General features: G+C 67.6%; 18 protein-coding genes and 2 pseudogenes. 9 read left to right on the top strand and 11 right to left on the bottom strand.

Going from position 1 to position 15,716, the window contains the following annotated elements; translation table 11 throughout:
• The first annotated feature begins 2 nt into the window (after window positions 1-2).
• Window positions 3-716, top strand: a complete 714-nt coding sequence (locus tag DMC18_RS05640) for a cytochrome c oxidase assembly protein (RefSeq protein WP_110117659.1) — start codon at window positions 3-5, stop codon at window positions 714-716.
• The gene (locus DMC18_RS26810; RefSeq protein WP_110132754.1) at window positions 713-1,423 is read left to right on the top strand and encodes a cytochrome b; all 711 of its coding nucleotides are present in this window, start codon (window positions 713-715) and stop codon (window positions 1,421-1,423) included. Before DMC18_RS05640 ends, DMC18_RS26810 begins: the two co-directional genes overlap by 4 nt.
• Window positions 1,424-1,448: 25 nt before the next feature.
• Here the strand turns inward: DMC18_RS26810 and DMC18_RS26805 are convergent.
• Window positions 1,449-1,895: pseudogene (locus tag DMC18_RS26805) on the bottom strand (cytochrome c); the annotation flags it as partial.
• Window positions 1,896-2,097: 202 nt separating this feature from the next.
• Here DMC18_RS26805 and DMC18_RS05625 point away from each other — a divergent pair.
• The 4 genes from DMC18_RS05625 to DMC18_RS05610 are packed head-to-tail and all read left to right on the top strand — an operon-like array spanning window position 2,098 to window position 6,284.
• Window positions 2,098-2,487 carry a cytochrome c family protein gene (locus DMC18_RS05625; protein ID WP_233245118.1) on the top strand — a complete coding sequence of 130 codons (390 nt, stop codon included), beginning with the start codon at window positions 2,098-2,100 and terminating at the stop codon, window positions 2,485-2,487.
• Window positions 2,477-3,442 carry a cytochrome c oxidase subunit II gene (gene coxB / locus DMC18_RS05620; protein WP_110117684.1) on the top strand — a complete coding sequence of 322 codons (966 nt, stop codon included), beginning with the start codon at window positions 2,477-2,479 and terminating at the stop codon, window positions 3,440-3,442. Before DMC18_RS05625 ends, coxB begins: the two co-directional genes overlap by 11 nt.
• On the top strand, window positions 3,439-5,982 hold the full coding sequence (locus DMC18_RS05615) for a cbb3-type cytochrome c oxidase subunit I (RefSeq protein ID WP_110117663.1): 2,544 nt from the start codon (window positions 3,439-3,441) through the stop codon (window positions 5,980-5,982). The genes coxB and DMC18_RS05615 overlap by 4 nt, the downstream gene beginning before the upstream one ends.
• On the top strand, window positions 5,979-6,284 hold the full coding sequence (locus tag DMC18_RS05610) for a hypothetical protein (RefSeq protein WP_110117664.1): 306 nt from the start codon (window positions 5,979-5,981) through the stop codon (window positions 6,282-6,284). Before DMC18_RS05615 ends, DMC18_RS05610 begins: the two co-directional genes overlap by 4 nt.
• 5 nt (window positions 6,285-6,289) lie before the next feature.
• Here DMC18_RS05610 and DMC18_RS05605 read toward each other — a convergent pair whose 3' ends face one another.
• The 4 genes from DMC18_RS05605 to DMC18_RS05590 form a co-directional block, all read right to left on the bottom strand.
• Window positions 6,290-6,739, bottom strand: a complete 450-nt coding sequence (locus tag DMC18_RS05605; protein WP_110117665.1) for a hypothetical protein — start codon at window positions 6,737-6,739, stop codon at window positions 6,290-6,292.
• Complete coding sequence (locus tag DMC18_RS05600; RefSeq protein WP_255580275.1) at window positions 6,739-7,524, bottom strand: TIGR02587 family membrane protein; 786 nt, start codon at window positions 7,522-7,524, stop codon at window positions 6,739-6,741. Before DMC18_RS05600 ends, DMC18_RS05605 begins: the two co-directional genes overlap by 1 nt.
• A gap of 155 nt (window positions 7,525-7,679) precedes the next feature.
• Window positions 7,680-8,162 carry a hypothetical protein gene (locus tag DMC18_RS05595; RefSeq protein WP_110117667.1) on the bottom strand — a complete coding sequence of 161 codons (483 nt, stop codon included), beginning with the start codon at window positions 8,160-8,162 and terminating at the stop codon, window positions 7,680-7,682.
• Window positions 8,163-8,254: 92 nt separating this feature from the next.
• Entirely contained in the window at window positions 8,255-8,746 is a 492-nt protein-coding gene (locus DMC18_RS05590; RefSeq protein ID WP_110117668.1) for a MarR family winged helix-turn-helix transcriptional regulator, read from the bottom strand.
• Window positions 8,747-8,855: 109 nt separating this feature from the next.
• On the opposite strand from DMC18_RS05590, the gene DMC18_RS05585 reads away from it, so the two are divergent.
• Window positions 8,856-10,655 carry a response regulator gene (locus DMC18_RS05585; protein WP_110117669.1) on the top strand — a complete coding sequence of 600 codons (1,800 nt, stop codon included), beginning with the start codon at window positions 8,856-8,858 and terminating at the stop codon, window positions 10,653-10,655.
• 37 nt (window positions 10,656-10,692) lie between these two features.
• Here the strand turns inward: DMC18_RS05585 and DMC18_RS05580 are convergent, their stop codons facing one another.
• Window positions 10,693-10,971, bottom strand: coding sequence for a SemiSWEET family sugar transporter (locus DMC18_RS05580; RefSeq protein WP_110117670.1), 279 nt, complete (start codon window positions 10,969-10,971; stop codon window positions 10,693-10,695).
• 201 nt (window positions 10,972-11,172) lie between these two features.
• On the opposite strand from DMC18_RS05580, the gene DMC18_RS05575 reads away from it, so the two are divergent.
• The gene (locus DMC18_RS05575; RefSeq protein WP_158286191.1) at window positions 11,173-11,577 is read left to right on the top strand and encodes a hypothetical protein; all 405 of its coding nucleotides are present in this window, start codon (window positions 11,173-11,175) and stop codon (window positions 11,575-11,577) included.
• A gap of 330 nt (window positions 11,578-11,907) precedes the next feature.
• Here the strand turns inward: DMC18_RS05575 and DMC18_RS05570 are convergent, their stop codons facing one another.
• Both DMC18_RS05570 and DMC18_RS05565 read right to left on the bottom strand, forming a co-directional pair.
• Window positions 11,908-12,207, bottom strand: coding sequence for a hypothetical protein (locus DMC18_RS05570; protein ID WP_110117672.1), 300 nt, complete (start codon window positions 12,205-12,207; stop codon window positions 11,908-11,910).
• 131 nt (window positions 12,208-12,338) lie between these two features.
• On the bottom strand, window positions 12,339-12,473 hold the full coding sequence (locus tag DMC18_RS05565; RefSeq protein ID WP_233245120.1) for an antirestriction protein ArdA: 135 nt from the start codon (window positions 12,471-12,473) through the stop codon (window positions 12,339-12,341).
• 539 nt (window positions 12,474-13,012) lie between these two features.
• On the opposite strand from DMC18_RS05565, the gene DMC18_RS05560 reads away from it, so the two are divergent.
• The gene (locus DMC18_RS05560; RefSeq protein ID WP_110117673.1) at window positions 13,013-13,999 is read left to right on the top strand and encodes a helix-turn-helix transcriptional regulator; all 987 of its coding nucleotides are present in this window, start codon (window positions 13,013-13,015) and stop codon (window positions 13,997-13,999) included.
• Between the two features lie 353 nt (window positions 14,000-14,352).
• Here the strand turns inward: DMC18_RS05560 and DMC18_RS27255 are convergent, their stop codons facing one another.
• The 3 genes and pseudogenes from DMC18_RS27255 to DMC18_RS05545 all read right to left on the bottom strand — a co-directional run.
• Window positions 14,353-14,700, bottom strand: coding sequence for a GFA family protein (locus DMC18_RS27255; protein ID WP_233245123.1), 348 nt, complete (start codon window positions 14,698-14,700; stop codon window positions 14,353-14,355).
• 240 nt (window positions 14,701-14,940) lie between these two features.
• The gene (locus DMC18_RS05550) at window positions 14,941-15,453 is read right to left on the bottom strand and encodes a CinA family protein (RefSeq protein ID WP_110117675.1); all 513 of its coding nucleotides are present in this window, start codon (window positions 15,451-15,453) and stop codon (window positions 14,941-14,943) included.
• A 3-nt stretch (window positions 15,454-15,456) separates the two neighbouring features.
• A pseudogene (locus DMC18_RS05545) lies at window positions 15,457-15,716 on the bottom strand (hemerythrin domain-containing protein); the annotation flags it as partial.

Raw genomic sequence — 15,716 nt, 5'->3', positions numbered from 1 at the left:
GCATGGAGACCTGGACGCCCTACTGCGGCGCCGGCCCCTCGCCGGCCGAGATCTGGAGCCGGTGGAACTTGGATCCGTGGCTGATGGGCGCATTGGCGATGGCGGCTTGCGCGCTGTGGATTGCAGCGCCCAAAAGGCGCGGCCTCTCCGTGGCGGCGATGGCGGTGCTGGCGCTGAGCTTCGTCTCGCCGCTGTGCGCGCTGAGCTCGGCGCTATTCTCGGCCCGGACGCTGCATCACGTGCTGCTGACCAGTCTTGCCGCGCCGCTGTTGGCCAGGTCTCTTCCACGCGCACGGACCGGAGGCCTGGCCGCGACGACCCTGGCCTTCGCGGCGGCGTTCTGGGCCTGGCACGTCCCGGCGCTCTATGGCGCTGCGCTGGCGAGCGACGGCGTCTACTGGCTGATGCAGGCGAGCCTTCTGCTGAGCGCGACGCTGCTGTGGCGCGCGGTGCGAGCCGCCCCCGCGCCGGCCGCCGTCGCCGCTCTGCTGGCGACCACCGTGCAGATGGGCCTGCTGGGCGCCCTGCTGACCTTCATGCCCCGCGCCCTGTATGCGCCGCACGCCCTGACGACCACGTCCTGGGGCCTCTCGCCGCTGGACGACCAGCAGTTGGCGGGTCTCGTCATGTGGATCCCGGCCGCCGGAGTCTATCTAGCCGCGGCTCTGGCCCTGCTCGGGCGCCAGCTACGCGGCGCGGCGGTCGCCGCCCGATGATCGACCGGCTGATCGAGAACCTCTTCGAATGGGCCGCCGGCCATGCCGACGAGGGACGCTATTCGCCGGTCGCCATCGTCTTCCACTGGACAATGGCCGGGCTCGTCGCCTTCCAGCTCGGCTGGGGTTGGTGGATGGGCCGCGCCGCGCCCGGCGCCCAGATGCAGGCGGCCTACGCACTGCACTACCTGATCGGCGTGTTGATGCTGGTCCTGGTGCTGGGCCGTGTGGGCGGGCGGCTGTTCGCCCCAGCCGTCATCAATGACGCCGACAAACCGGGCTGGGAGAGCACGGCGGCCCATACCACCCACTACGTCTTCTACACCTGCCTGTTCGGCCTGCCTCTGACCGGCTGGGCGATGGTGTCGGCCACTAGCCGCGAGACGGAACTGACCCTGCTCAACCTCGCGCCCTGGCCCCTGCTGCCGTTCGGCGAGCTTCCCCACGCGACGCTGTGGGCCATCGAGGCCCTCGCCGAGTGGCTGCACTGGGGCCTGGCGTTGTGTCTCGTCGCGATGATCCCGATCCATGTCGGCGCGGCGCTGAAGCACCACCTCATCGATCGCGACGACGTGCTTCACGGGATGCTGCCGATCCTGCCGCGGCGGCCGCGACGGCGGACGCGCTGGCAACGCCGCTGGCGGGCGCTGGAGAAGCAGGTTGCGTCTCTGACCAGGCCGCTAAGGCGGCGGCTTCGCTTTCGGTGAGCTTGGCGGCGACCGTCGTCATCACGCCGCGCGGGTCGTTGCGCCGCGTGGCGCGCTTCCAGCGCTGTAGCTGATCCAGAGTATAGGCGGCCGGCTGCCCGCCCAGGGCGGGCTGGCCCGCGCCGACGCCCTGGGCCTGGGCGCCGTGACAGTCGGCGCAGGGCGCCAGGCCGCGCGCAGGATCGCCGAGCGTCCAAAGCCGGGGCGGCGCTGCGCCGGAGGCCGGCGCCGCCCTGACCGGAAAGCTGGCGTAATAGGCCGCCACGGCGCGCCGGGACCGATCGTCCAGCGGCTTGGCGACGGGTCCCATCACCTTGTCGGGCCGGATGCCCGAGGCGTAGTCCTCCATCTGCTTTTGCAGGTAGCCGGCGTCCAGACCGGCCAGCCTCGGAACCGAGACGCCGTCGCCAAGGCCATCGAGGCCATGGCAGGAAAAGCAGGCCTTGGCCGCTCCGCCCGCGCCGCCGCTCATGGCGATGGTTCGGCCATCGAGGCTCAGGCGTCGATCGGTCTCGCCGGGCGCGCGACCGCAGGCCAACAGAACCCCGACGGCGACGAAGATCAGCAAAAGGACGGTCGGGCGGCCCACCCCGCCTAAACCCGGCGGAACCGCGACTGTTCCGGCGGGTTGAGCCCTTGCGCTCGAAAGGGCCAGGGGCTTCGAAGGGGCAGGCTTGAGCGGCGGAACCAAGACAGCGCAGGCAGCGATGATCGGCCTGGCCGGGGCGGGCCTGCTGGCCTGCGCCGAAAAACCCGCTGCGCAACGGCAGGTGACCGGCGCGGACCCCGCCCGGGGCCTGGCCCTGATCAAGGCCGAGGGCTGCGGCGCCTGCCATCGCATCCCGGGCGTGACATGGCCCAAGGGCGCGGTGGGCGGCGCGCTGGACGATCTCCCGCGTCAAGCGCTGATCGCCGGCCGCTTTCCCAACCGTCCAGGCGTGCTGATCGCCTGGCTGCGCGATGCGCCGGCCATGGCCCCCGACACCGCCATGCCCGCGTCTGGCCTGACAGACGCCCAAGCCCGCGACATCGCGGCCTATCTCTATGCGTCCGATGCCAACTGAGACGCCGCCCGCCTCCGAAAGCTTCAAGGGCTGGCCGCCGCCGGCCCTGGACCCGGCCGGGCCATTCGCCGCGCCTCTGAACAGCCTGACCTGGGGCCTTCTGGCCATGTCCGCTGCGGTGCTGGCGATCGTCGTCATCGCCCTGGCCCTGGCGCTGTTCGCACCGCGGGCCTGGCGCAGGCGTCTGGGCGCCGAGCGTCTCGTCTGGATCGCCGGGATCGCCTTGCCGGTCGTCGTCTTGAGCGCCCTGCTCGTTTGGGGCCTTTCCCTGACCCATCGCCTCAGCGAGCCGCCCCGCCCGGGCGAGCTGCGCATCCGGGTCACCGGCGAGATGTGGTGGTGGCGCGTGGCCTATCTGGAGGCGTCCGGCGCCGAGGCCTTCCAGGATGCCAACGAGATCCACATTCCCGTCGGCCGCCCCGTGGCGCTGGAACTGGAGTCGACCGACGTCATCCATAGCCTGTGGATCCCGCGGCTGAACGGCAAGCTCGACATGATCCCCGGCCGCCGCAACATCCTGCGCATCCAGGCCGACCAGCCCGGCGAGTACGGCGCCCAGTGCGCCGAGTTCTGCGGCGGGCCGCATGCGCTGATGGCCCTGGTCGTCGTCGCCCACGCGCCAGGCGACTTCGAGACCTGGAAAGCCAGGCAAGCCGCCCCCGCCGTCGCTTCGCCGGTCCATGCCGCCGGCAAGGCGGTGTTCGAGCGCGCCGGCTGCGGGGCCTGCCACGCCATTCGAGGAACCAACGCCAACGGCCTGGCGGGTCCGGACCTGACCCATGTCGGCGCCCGACGCATCCTGGGCGCGGGCGTCCTGCCCAACAACCAGGGAACCCTGGCCGGCTGGATCGGCGACAGCCAGGCGATCAAGCCGGGCAACCGCATGCCCGCCTATCCGGTGCTGACGGGGAAGGAACTGCGCGACGTCTCGGCCTATCTGGAGAGCCTGAAGTGAGCGGCCCTCCCCCGCCGTCGGAGACCGGCTTCGACACCAGCCTCTATGAACGCTTCCCGACCAAGGGGCGACGGCCGAAGGGCGAGCTGGAGCAGCTGGAGGCGATCTGGTGCGCGCCCAAGGGCTGGCAGTGGATCACCGTCATCAACAATAACTATGTCGGCGTCTACTACGTCGGCGCGGCCATGCTGTTCTTCGTGCTGGCCGGGGTGCTGGCGCTCCTGATGCGCACGCAGCTGGCCCTGCCGATGCAGGGCGTGCTGGCCCAGGAGACCTACAATCAGATCTTCACCATGCACGGCACGGTGATGATGTTCCTGTTCGCGGTGCCGGCGGTCGAGGCGCTGGGCGTGCTGCTGCTGCCGCAGATGCTGGGGGCGCGCGACCTGCCCTTCCCGCGCCTGTCGGCCTACGCCTTCTGGGCTTATCTGATCGGAGGCCTGGCCTTCTTCTGCTCGCTGTTCTTCGGCCTGGCGCCGAACGGCGGCTGGTTCATGTATCCGCCCCTCACCTCGACCACCTACTCGCCGGGGATCAACGCCGACTTCTGGCTGCTGGGCATCGGCTTCATCGAGATCTCGGCCATCGCCGGGGCCATCGAGATCATCGTCGGCGTGCTCAAGACCCGCGCGCCGGGCATGAGCCTGGACAAGCTGCCGGTCTTCGCCTGGGCCATGCTGGTGTTCGCCGGCATGATCATCATCGCCTTCCCGTCGGTGATCCTGGCCACGACGCTGCTGGAGCTTGAGCGCGCCCTGGGCTGGCCGTTCTTCGACGCCGCGCGCGGCGGCGATCCGATGTTGTGGCAGCACCTCTTCTGGTTCTTCGGCCACCCCGAGGTCTACATCATCTTCCTGCCGGCGGCGGGCGCGATGTCGACCATCGTGCCCGCGGTGGCCCGCACGCCGCTGGTCGGTCACTGGCTGGTGGTGCTGGCCTTCCTGGCCACCGGCTTCATCAGCTTCGGGGTCTGGGCCCACCACATGTTCACGACCGGCCTGCCCGGCGTGTCGGTCGGGATGTTCTCGGCCGCCTCGATGGCCGTCAGCCTGCCGGCCGGCGTGCAGGTCTTTTCCTGGATCGCCACGGTCGCCTCGGGTCGGATGACGTTCAACGCCCCGGGCCTTTTCGTGCTCGGCTCGCTGCTGATCTTCGTGATGGGCGGGCTGACCGGCGTGATGGCCGCCATGGTCCCCTTCGACTGGCAGGCCCACGACACCTATTTCATCGTCGCCCACCTGCACTACGTGCTGATCGGCGGCATGGTCTTTCCGCTGTTCGCGGCGATCTACTACTGGACGCCGATGGTCTCGGCCCGGCCCTTGAGCGAGCGCCTAGGGCGCTGGACCTTCGGGCTGATGTTCGTGGGCATGCACCTGGCCTTCCTGCCCATGCACCTGACCGGACTGATGGGCATGCCCAGGCGCGTCTACACCTATGCCGCCGGCCGTGACTGGGAGTGGCCGAACCTCATCTCCAGCATCGGCGCCTTCGTCTTCGCCGCCGGCGTGCTGATCTGGCTGATCGACATGATCCGCAACTTTCGCCCCTTCGGCGCAAGCGAGGCCGGCAACGTCTATGAGGGCGGCGGACTGGAGTGGCTGCCGGCTGGCCTCTACTCCACCCGCAGCATCCCGGTGGTGACCTCGCTCTATCCGCTGTGGGACCAGAAGACCCTCGCCCGCGACGTCGCCGCCGGCCGCTACTTCCTGCCCGGCGCGCCCACCGGCGGCCGCGAGACCCTGGTCACCAGCCCTATCAACGCCGAGCCCCAGTATCTGCTGCACATGCCGGTTCCGTCCGGTTGGCACGTCTGGGCGGCGGTGTTCACGGCCGGCTTCTTCCTGCTGCTGACGGTGCAGGCCTATGGCGCTTCGGTGCTCAGCGGCGTGCTGGCGATCCTCTGCGTGCTGCGCTGGTGCTGGTTCCTCGACCATCCCTTGCCCCAGCGGACGGTGGATGTGGGCGCCGGGATCACGCTGCCGACCTACGCCAGCGGACCGTCGAGCACCGGCTGGTGGGCCATGGTCGTGACCCTGGTCGTCGGCGGCATGGTGCTGGCCATGTCGGTGTTCTCCTACGTCTTCCTGTGGAGCCGCAATCCCGACGCCTGGCGTCCGCCGCCGGATATGGCCTCACTGGCCGTCGCTACCGTGTCGGCCGCAGCCGGCGGCGCCCTGGCCTTGCTGGCCAAGCGCCATCTCGCGCGCCCTTGGCTGGCCACAGCCATGGTCCTGTCCGCGGCCGCTCTACTGACCCTCGCCTTCGGCGTCGATCTGTCGTCGTGGCGTACGACCGGCCTTGAGCCGCAGGCCAGCGCCCAGGGCGCGATCGTCCACGCCATCCTGGCCTGGCAAGGCTTCTTCGTCGCCGTCGCGGCGATCATGGCGCTCTATGTGCTGATGCGACGCCTCTGCGGCTATGTGGGCCCGGACCGGCCGGCGACCCTCGAGCTGGTCGGCCTGTTCCTGGCCTACACCGCCGGCCAGGGTCTCGTCGGGCTCGGCGTCACCCGTCTCTTCCCCGCGGGTCTGGCGTGAACACCTGGCTTTCCCTACTCGGCGGTCTTGCGCTCTGGGCGGCGCATTTCCTGGCCTCCTATGCGCTCGCCAGTCTGGCCGACATCTCCCCATACGAACACCAGGCGCCGCTGACCTGGCTTCTCGCGGGCCTGACACTGGCCTGCGTCCTGGCCGCAGTCGCCTTGGGGGTTCGGGCTTGGCGCGCCACCGGCCGCCCGGGCCTCGGCGGGGCTTTCGTCCAGCGCCTTTCAGCCCTGGCCTCGTTGCTCTCGGCCATCGCCATCCTGTGGCAATCGGCGCCGTTCCTCTGGCGCTACTAGCGCCCTCAAGACGCGTCTGCGAAGCCCGTCGCCCGCAGTTTCAGGTCGCCAGCCCTCGGATCCTTCTCGAAGACCAGACCGCCCGACGCCTTGGAGCCCTCGGCGACATAGTCGATCGTGAAGCCCGAGGTCTGCTGCCCGCCCTCGCTCGACAGCACGCCTTCGATCTGGACCTGGGCGGCCGGCTCGCCGCCGTGATTGAACGCCTCCACCTGCGCGACATAGCCGTGAGCGGTCGGCGTGACCTCGACCAGCGTCACCGCGATGGCCGGCGGTCCCTTGGCGCCGAAGAGGGCGTCCCAGGCCGTGAGGCTGATGGCCGTGGCGGCCAGCACCAGCCCCACCGCAGCCGAGGCCCATTCCAGGGCCGGCGTTTCCTGCGCCGGCGCCGGCTTGGGCGAGGCCTTCGGCCTGGAGGCCGGCGATCGACTTGCGGCCTTGGGCTTCTGGGCCATCAGACCACCAGGCGCGCGGTGGCCGCGCCGATTGCGGCAGGAAAGCCAAGGACGACGGTCATGGTGGCGATCTCGTGGGCGGCGACTCCATCGGTGCGCCCGAAGGTCCAGAGGAGATAGAGGCTCATCACCAGGGCGACCCCGTAGCCGGGACAGGTGAAGGCCACGAAGGTTCGGCGAAAGTCGCCGGCCTGCCGGCGTCGCGTCTCGCCCGGAAAGCCGAGCTGATAGACGAAGACGTGCAGCAGCAGGATGGAGATCGCCACCAGGGCCAGTGTGGCCCAAGGCCCCATCTGGTAGGCGATCAGGACCATCTCCTCGGTCGGGGCGACGTTGAAGGCCAGAAAGGCCGCCCCCACCGCCATCAGGAAGAGTTCACTCAGCGGACCGGCTCGCTCCTTCTCTCGCGCACCCGGCCCTCGCTCGCCCAACTGCTTGCCGGCCAGAAGCGCGCCTACGGCCGCAGGCGCTGCGCACAGCGCGATCTTGCCAAGGCCAGCCTGGGTGAGGATGTCGTCGCGCCCCAGCACGCCGAAGACGCTCAGCAGGACCGCCGCCAGCAGGAAGCCGACGCCGAAGGCGGCCAAGGCGTCCAGCACCTCGTCCTTCAGCCGGAAGGTCGGCTCGAAGCCGGCGTAGTAGGAAAGACCGATCAGCATCGGCAGCGTCAGCAGCAGAAAGACCAGCAGGCGCCAGCGCTCCACCGCCATGCCCAGCGACCACATTTCCATGGTCATCAGCAGCGGGAATGAAAACAGCAAGGCCCCGCCGAAGGCCCGGCTCAAGGCCCGAGCATAACCCGCGTTCGCATCCAAGGCGCTGTCCTCCAGCTCTCGCCTTGCCAACGGTCAGGCTTGGCCGTCGGTTCCTGGGCGGCCATCAGGCGATGTGGAATTGCAGTTGCGCGAGGGCCTTGCGGACTATCGCAAGGTGCGCCCCGTCAGCCGCGGGCGCCCCACGGCTGGTGCGTGAAGAAGGCGATGGTCGCCACGCCCGCGGCGACAACCAAGGCGTCCTCGACGAGGCCGCTCGGGGTCTGGCCGAACTTGGCCATGGCCTGCTTGCGGCCGGCCAGGGTCAGGTAGGCCAGCGGCACCGCGGTGGCGATCGCCACGCCCGCCCCGGCCTTCTCACGGCCGCGCGGGGCCAGGGCCGCGCCGGCGATGCCGGCGCTAGCGATCCGGGCCAGCAGACCCAGAAAGACCGTGCGGTCGGGCGCGGTTTTCATCTTGTCGCCCAGCAGCTCGCCGATGCCCATGGCCAGGGCGCCGAACTTGAACAGCGGATGGTCGAGCAGGACGAGCTTGCCGGGCGTTGAGCGGCCGGCAAGGCGGGCCGCGGCGATGGTGGCCATCGGGGTCATCGACCGGGCGCTGGCGACGGCGCCGATGAGGGCGGAGGGGATCAGGGCGGTGTTGGTCATGTCGGCTGAACACGCCAGACGCCGCCAAGTTCAGAGCTGTCGCTGGCCGAACCCTGATACCCGCGCTGCAAGGTCGTCGAGCTGCCGGGGGCTTAGTCTCGGAGAGCCGTCAGCAGCGCCTCGTTCATCGCCTGCAGCTCGCTGCGCAAGGCGGCGATTTGAGCCTCGGTCAACGGCAACTGGCGCACGACGGAGCGCCGCGCCTCCAGGGCCTTCTCGCGAAGGGCCCAGCCCTGGGGCGTCAGATCGACCCAAACCCTGCGTTCGTCCAGGTCATCGCGCGAGCGGACAAGCAGGCCCTTGCTCTCCATGCGTTTGACCAGCGGTGTGACAGCGCCGGTATCCATGCACAGGATCCGCCGAAGGTCGCCCATCGCCGCCCGACCATTCTCCTGCCACAGCGAAATCAGAACGAGATACTGCGGATGGGTGAGGCCCAAGGGCGCGAGCATCTCGCGATAGAGCCTCGTCACCAGGCTGTCTGATGTTTGCAGCGCCAGGCACAGCTGTTGATCGACCCGTAATTCGTCGAACGCGCCTTGCGACCCGATCGGGAACGCTGTGACAGGATCTTTCTGCGCCATATGTCAGGTTCTAGACCAACTTTGCCCAGACATCAAAAAGGTCTGCCGGAGTCGAAAATATCGACATCGATATAATCGACTCTTAAGCAACTGCGTGGGAACTAGGACGATGAGCTCGCGCGCAACCTCGCCGTCCCCGCAGGGACCCTACCCGCCCAACCATGTCGTGGTGGTCGGCCCGGCAGAAACCGACGGCAGCCCGAGCGTGTCGACGATCGTCATCGCCCAGGGTCTTCGCTATTGGCTATTGGGCGCCTGGGCCTTGTTGCTCGGCGTGTCCTGCGGCCCTTATCTCGCCTTTGGCTGGTTCATCGCCTGCTGCGTCCTGGGGCTGGTGCGGGGGCGCATCGAGCGCGCCCTGACGCGGAGCGCCCGGGTCAGCGTCGGCGCCGAGCTTACCGTTATCGCCACCGTGACCTCGGCGGCCTGGGCTTTGGCCCCACTGTTGGCGTGGCGAACCCATGGCCCGTGGTCACTGGTCGCGACCATCACGTTCCTGTTCGCCGGGGTCCTCCTGGTCGCGACCCAGTTTCGGCATCTCCCCAGACGCGCCTTGATCGTTGCGACGCCTTATCTGGCGGTGCTGGCCTATGTGCTGGCGACGGCGCGCAGCGAGCCGGGACGTTTGGCGCTGCTGGCGGCCGTCGGCGTGGCGGGCTCGGCGATCCTCACCAAGGCTTTCTTCGGACGGGTTCACAAGGCGCAGATCGACGCCTTCCAGGCCGAGCAGGCGCGCTTGATCGCGGCTCTGGAGATCGCTCGCGACGAGGCGACCGCCGCCAGCGACGCAAAGTCGGCGTTCATGGCCGTCATCAGCCACGAACTGAGGACGCCCATGAACGGGGTGCTGGGGGCGGCGCAGCTGTTGCGCAACGGCGCCTTGGACGCGCCGACGCAGGAACTGGTTGCGGTCATCGACGAGCAGGGTCGCACCCTGGCGTGCCTGCTGGACGATATCTTGGATTTCGCGCGCATCGAGGCGGGCAAGCTCGAGGTTGCGATCGTCGATGTCGAGCTTGCGCCGCTCGTGCGCCGCATCGCGGCGCTTTGGAGGCCGAGGGCTCAGGACAAGGGGCTGGCGCTTGACGTGACGTTTGCGCCGCAGGCCCCAGAGGCTTTGCTCTGCGACCCTATCCGCCTCAGCCAAATGCTTCACAACCTGCTGTCCAACGCGGTGAAGTTCACCGACGCCGGCGCCGTAAACGTCCATGTCGAGGCAGCCCGGTCGCCAGGGTCCGAGCGCCTACGGATTACCGTCGCCGACACCGGTCCGGGCGTGACGGCCGCTGGCCAGGCCCGCCTCTTCCAGGCTTTCAGCCAGGTCGACAGCTCCAGCACCCGCCGCCATGGCGGCGCGGGTCTTGGCCTGGCGATTTCGCGACGAGTGGCTGGCCTCTTGGGCGGCGATCTTCGCCTTGAGCCGAGCGAGGCGGGCGCACGGTTCGTCATCGATCTGCCGCTGGTTCGTTGCGCCTCGCCCCAGATCCTCCCTGAGCCCGAGGCGCCAGATGCAGCCTCGCCGGCGCGCCGCGTCCTTGTCGTCGAGGATCACCCAGCCAACCAGCGCATCCTCGCCGCCTGGCTAGAGGGCCTTGGGCACCTGTGCGTCGTGGCCGGGAACGGGGCGGAAGGCCTGGCGGCTGTCCGTCAAGGCGGCTTCGACCTGGTGCTCATGGACGTCAACATGCCGGTCATGGACGGCTTGGAGGCCGTCCGGGCCATACGGTTCGAGGGGTTCTGCGTGCCCATCGTGATGCTCAGCGCCAGCGCCGGGGAGACCGACCGGGCGGCGGGCCTGCAGGCGGGGGCGGACGGGTACATGGCCAAGCCGGTGCAGTTTGCCGCGCTCCACGCGGTGATGAGCCGCCTTGGCTCGAACGCCCGCGTTCCCGAAGCTGGCGCGGCATGATGCGCCAGCATCTTGGACGGCTGCGGCGATGTCGGCCTCAGGCTGAGCGCCGCTCCAGGATCGTCTTGGAAATCAGGATCGTCGCCGACAGTCCCAGGCAGACGAGGTTGCTGAGCACCAGCGGCCAGCCTCCCCGCAAGACGCCGTAGACCGCCCACAGCGTAAAGCCGGCGACCGTCAGGGCGAACATTCGCAGCGAGACGGCCGAAGCATCGCCCTCGCGCCAGATCTTGATCAGTTGAGGCACGAAGCTGCTCATCGAGCAGAGGGCCGCGCCCAGTCCGATCAGCGCCACGACGTCGAAATGTGTGGTCATTCAGGCCAACCTGTCTGTCATCAGGCGCAATAAGCGATCGGGGCGTCGATGGTTTCACGCCGCAGCGGGCGGGGCCCAAAACCACCCTGCTCGCCTATCAAAAGATGGCTGCGACAAAGGAAGTGAAGCTGTGGCCTCGCGCCTTCATCGCCCACCGCCCCCTCGCCAGGAACCGTCTGGCGAGCACTGTGGTTTGGCCTGATGAACGGGACGGCCAAACCTTTTGGCGCGTCCAGACTGAAGGCGCGGTTGGGAGGTTTCATGGTCCGGGTATTGACCGACCATTGCGGTGGCGAGACCCGCGCGGCTTTGGAGGCGCGCGGCTGGGAGGTCGTCGACGCCGAGCAGGCCGATCTGGATCGTCTCGGAACGTTGTCGCAGGTGGATTTCGTCATCGCCGGTCTGCGGCCCGACCATTACGAGGATGACCTGCGCCGGCTCGCCGTCCTCAAGGCCCTGTCTCCTGATTTGCCGCTGGTCGCGGTGGCCGAAACCATCGAGCACGACGGCGTTTTTGCCGCCGATGTGCTGATCGACGTTCCGATCATCCGCGCAGGCGCGAGCCGGGACCTTCTCAAGGTCGCTCTCGACGCCGCCGAGACTTAAAGATCCGAGGTTCGTGCGCACGGTCGCCAGGCGCGGCTCGTCGCCGACGGCGAGGTGGTCGAGCCGCTGCGAGCCGAACATTCCACGCCTTGGGAGCGCCGATCCTGCCAGCGGAGCGCCTCGGCCCGCGGGACGGCTGGACACTTCGGACCACCCGGCGGCGCTAGGCCTTCACACCGAGGCTGAGCTTAGCCAGGACAGCGGACTGGTCGCGCCAATGCGGCCTTGTAGGAGCAGGCCGCTTATCAGATCCGTTTGGCCCAGCCGCTCTGGGTGTCTCATCCAGGGCGGCCCGCCCCGGCCATCAAGGCGCGGGGCTTCTCTCCAGGACTAGGGCCGGGTGGTGGCAGGCACGCGGACATAGACGGTGCGCGGGCCGCGCAGCAGGAGGCCCAGCAGGACGCCGACGCCGATCGCGGCGGTCAACGCCAGGATCGGCCTTTCGCGAACCTTTTCCTCGATGACCTGGCGGCCGTCCTGAAAATGTTCGCGCCCGCCGGCATAGAGCTCTTCGGCGCCGGTCCGGAGGCTGCCATAGGCGTCCTTGGCCGACGCGCCGGCCGCGCCAAGCTGATCCCTGGCCTTATCGCGATGGCGTACATTGGCCTGGGAAATACCGGTGTCGGTCATGATGTCTCCTTGCAGGATGTTGGGTTCGCCTGCCACAACCACGGGCGAGCCCGCCGGTTCCCTCACGGCCGCAGCGGCTCGCCGGCCCGACCTGATCGATCTCCAGGGGCCTGCGCCTTCACCACACCTCCTCACCGCGCCTGTACTCCTCGCCCCCCTCCAGGCGAGGCGGCGAGCAGCCCCGCCAGCATGGCCGCAAGGTCGTCCTCGACCTCGATCCAGGCGCCATGGAGGAGGCCGCGATTATAGGCGGCAAGACACGCCACATAGATGCGGGGCTCAAGGCTTTCAGAAGCTTGTCCAATGATCCTCACACATAGAGGCAGGGGTTCGTCATCGAACCCTTGCCCCTCGGCGAGAGCGGGTGTGCAAGCGGAGGGCGGCTTCGCGGGGACCCGGCTGCAGGGCCCTTTAGGGACCGAAGCTGGGCGGAAGCCGATCCGAAGCGCGCCGAGGGCGGCGCCCTAAGCTGGGGCCGCAGCAGCGGTCAGAAGATGCTTACACGCTTGGGAGGACGCGAGGCCTGGCGCCTTCAATTTCGCCACTTGAGGCGCTGCGTGTCTACGATCAGCATCCGCTAACTTATGAGCTGACCCTGGAGCTTCAGGAGAGGGTCACCGTCTGCGAGGAATTTCTGGCCGAAGGGTCGCCGCCCACCGCGCCCAGGCTCAACGACTCGACCTTAGCTACACGCAACGAGTCGATGCATGGAATTGGCTTCTATAATTGACCGTATCGCCTATAGTAGACACTGTTTCATCACCTGCTTCTTTGCTGGATCGTTCTCGGCAATTTCGGGCTGATCATGCCGCTCCCCTCCATCCGGCCTGCCGCTGCGACAAAGGCCAAGGTCGCGATCAACGTAGGCCAAGTTCTTTTACTGGAATCAACGGATCCAGACCCGACGGTCAGGTCCAAGCCCTATCCTGTTACGATCATCGGCATCGGCCGCATTTGGGCGACGCTTGACCTGCACAGGTCCGGCTCATCACCGTACCGGTTCTTGAAAAATCAGGAGGTCTCGCCAGGCGAACCCTTGATGCTGAATACCCCGGCCCGCTTCATTCCGCAGGGACGCCTGTGGTTGAGCCAGGAAGACTACGATCTCTGGCCAGGCCTAGCCCCGGCGGACGACAGCGGCTCGTCCACACCGAACGCGTTAGCATCGTTAAATGAGCCGCCCCTTCCCCCGCCGCGGCCTGAGCCCCGAAAGGCGCTGGCCGCGCCCGACGTTGGACCGCTGCTGGCGTGGCGCTTTCGCCTGGAGCGGGAAGTAAGAGGATGGTCGTTGGCCGTTGTCGCCGAGCGCTCGGGCGTATCGAAGGCGATGATCAGTAAAATCGAACGAAATCAGACCGGCGCCACGGCGGCCCTACTCATTCGATTGGCGGCCGCTTTCGAGCTGAATCTCTCAGATCTTCTTATTAAGCCAGAGCATGCCGACCGCCTCTCGCGGGCGCGCGATCAATCGCGCTGGACCGACCCGGAGACAGGCCTCAGCCGCACGCAAGTACTTGCCCTGCCCGGGCACCCTATCCTGCTGGCGGACTACACTTTGCCAGGCGGTGCGATCTCCAAACTCTCGCTCACCCATACGGCGTCACGGCCGGCCATTTGGCTGCTGCACGGGGACGTAACCGTAATGGACGGCGATGAACACCATCACCTCAACGCCGGAGACTGTCTGGCGCTGAACTCACCCCACCAAGTCCAGGTCGCAAATGAGAGCGGCGATCCATGTCGCTTTGCAGTCTTGCAAAGCCCTAAGGACCAGCCGTCAAGCGTGGCCTAGCCGACCAATGGCCACAACGCCTTTACGTCTCCGTGCAGCAAGGCGCGCTGGACCCGGCCGCCTAGTCGCTCAAATAGCTCATGATCGCTCCCAAAAGCTGAGAGCCGGGCCGATGAAGACGCCCAGCGCGTTGCCGCCGCGATTTATGGGATCGTTTGATTGACGCCCAAGCTGCTGCGCGGGCTACCTCGGCGGTGGGGCGGAGCTTGATTTTAGGTTCTGGCGACGTTCTCGGCGGCCTGATCATGGGCCTTCTGGCGCAGAGGGCCGCTCCGTTCTTGGCTGCCGCTTGAGCGTCCTCGTGCGAGGCCCAAGTGGTGCGCGAACCCGGGGCAAAGATCTACGATCTTTCCTCAATGGCGATGGTCTCCGCCGGGTAGCGCAATCAGGACCCATCGATGTGCGCGATGCTCGTAAAACGACACGGTCGGCGCCGGGAACGAAGGGTCGGCGAATGCCCCGATGGGGATGGCCACCACATCAGGCTCGCCTTCATTGACGTAGGCGATCGTGTCGCCACAGTTCGGGCAGAACATGTAGAGGACCCTGGAACCGCTATCGGCTGTCCGGATGTAGGTGCTGGTCCGACCGCCGATCGCGACTGAGGTTTCTTCAAACCGGGCTTGGGACGCCAGAACGCTGCCAGTTCTCTGCTGGCAGGCAAGACAATGACAGACTGAAACCCGCACAGGCTCTCCCATGCACTGGGCGGACACCGACCCGCATCTGCATCGAGCGATACGCATGCTAAATCTCCATGCTGCACTGCAAACAATTCAGCATGCTCCAGGTTGCATTGCGATCGCCTAGCTCAAACCTCAATGAGGGTCGCGCCCGGAGCTCCCACGGCCAGCCGACCATCGGTGTCCACTGACCTAGACCACGCCAGAGACCTTCTGAGGGTTTTGAACTTGAGCTTCGGCTTCAAACGCGAGCCGGATTCACGTGGAGACCGCGACGGCCAGCATGTCCATGGCGATCGCCAGGCATGCCAGACGAAAAGCTTGGCGGCCGATGACGCCAAGTTCGACCTTGCGATGTTGGGTCGGCCTGTCGCGTCGCGCGCAGGCGAAATGAACCAGACCGCCAGGCCTTTCAGGGTCGCCCATGTCCTCGGCCCAGCCCGTCACCGCCAGGACGATGTCCGCCTGGGAGCGGGCCAGGGCGGCGCTGGCCATGGCCACGACGACGTCCTGTGACACCGCGCCGCCGCCGACCAGCTTTTCGAGGGGAATGCCCAGTTGCTGATGCTTGGCGTGGTCGGAATAGACCACGAAGCCCTGTTCGAACGCGTGCGAACAGCCGGGCACGTCGGTCAGCAGGGAGGCCAGCAGACCTCCCGTGCAGCTTTCCGCCGTACCCAGCTTCAAGTCCTGGGCGCAGGCCTTCTCCAGAACTCGTCGCGTCAAGGCGTCCAGCTGCGGCGTCAGGATAGGGTCTAGCGCCTGGGCCACCCGTCAGTTCGCTCGCTCGGCGCCCATGGTCGCCATCAGCTCTTCCTTCCGAGCCTTCAGGCGTTCGCCCATGGCGTCCAGATCCTCATCGCCCTTCTTGGCTTGGGCGAAGATGCCGCCCGGCTGCTCCTCTTCCTTGACGTGGTGCTTGATGTATTCGCCCAGGACCTTGACCTTGGCGTCGTAGAACTCTTCGCCCGGCTGCATTTCCTCGATCTCGGCGATCAGCTTCTTGGCGCCGTCGTGCTCGACATAGGCCTCGT

It is taken from the genome of Caulobacter sp. D5, from assembly GCF_003185805.1.
GTDB lineage: Bacteria > Pseudomonadota > Alphaproteobacteria > Caulobacterales > Caulobacteraceae > Caulobacter.
Note: the sequence above shows the minus strand (reverse complement) of the source record. Positions and strands in the feature narration are given on the sequence as shown.

What these genes read in the sequence shown, in the direction of transcription:
- DMC18_RS05640 (WP_110117659.1), top strand. Translation starts at nt 3, where the DNA reads ATGGAGACCTGGACGCCCTACTGCGGCGCCGGCCCCTCGCCGGCCGAG.
- DMC18_RS26810 (WP_110132754.1), top strand. Translation starts at nt 713, where the DNA reads ATGATCGACCGGCTGATCGAGAACCTCTTCGAATGGGCCGCCGGCCAT.
- coxB (WP_110117684.1), top strand. Translation starts at nt 2,477, where the DNA reads ATGCCAACTGAGACGCCGCCCGCCTCCGAAAGCTTCAAGGGCTGGCCG.
- DMC18_RS05605 (WP_110117665.1), bottom strand. Translation starts at nt 6,739, where the DNA reads ATGGCCCAGAAGCCCAAGGCCGCAAGTCGATCGCCGGCCTCCAGGCCG.
- DMC18_RS05595 (WP_110117667.1), bottom strand. Translation starts at nt 8,162, where the DNA reads ATGACCAACACCGCCCTGATCCCCTCCGCCCTCATCGGCGCCGTCGCC.
- DMC18_RS05590 (WP_110117668.1), bottom strand. Translation starts at nt 8,746, where the DNA reads ATGGCGCAGAAAGATCCTGTCACAGCGTTCCCGATCGGGTCGCAAGGC.
- DMC18_RS05585 (WP_110117669.1), top strand. Translation starts at nt 8,856, where the DNA reads ATGAGCTCGCGCGCAACCTCGCCGTCCCCGCAGGGACCCTACCCGCCC.
- DMC18_RS05580 (WP_110117670.1), bottom strand. Translation starts at nt 10,971, where the DNA reads ATGACCACACATTTCGACGTCGTGGCGCTGATCGGACTGGGCGCGGCC.
- DMC18_RS05575 (WP_158286191.1), top strand. Translation starts at nt 11,173, where the DNA reads ATGAACGGGACGGCCAAACCTTTTGGCGCGTCCAGACTGAAGGCGCGG.
- DMC18_RS05570 (WP_110117672.1), bottom strand. Translation starts at nt 12,207, where the DNA reads ATGACCGACACCGGTATTTCCCAGGCCAATGTACGCCATCGCGATAAG.
- DMC18_RS05560 (WP_110117673.1), top strand. Translation starts at nt 13,013, where the DNA reads ATGCCGCTCCCCTCCATCCGGCCTGCCGCTGCGACAAAGGCCAAGGTC.
- DMC18_RS27255 (WP_233245123.1), bottom strand. Translation starts at nt 14,700, where the DNA reads ATGGGAGAGCCTGTGCGGGTTTCAGTCTGTCATTGTCTTGCCTGCCAG.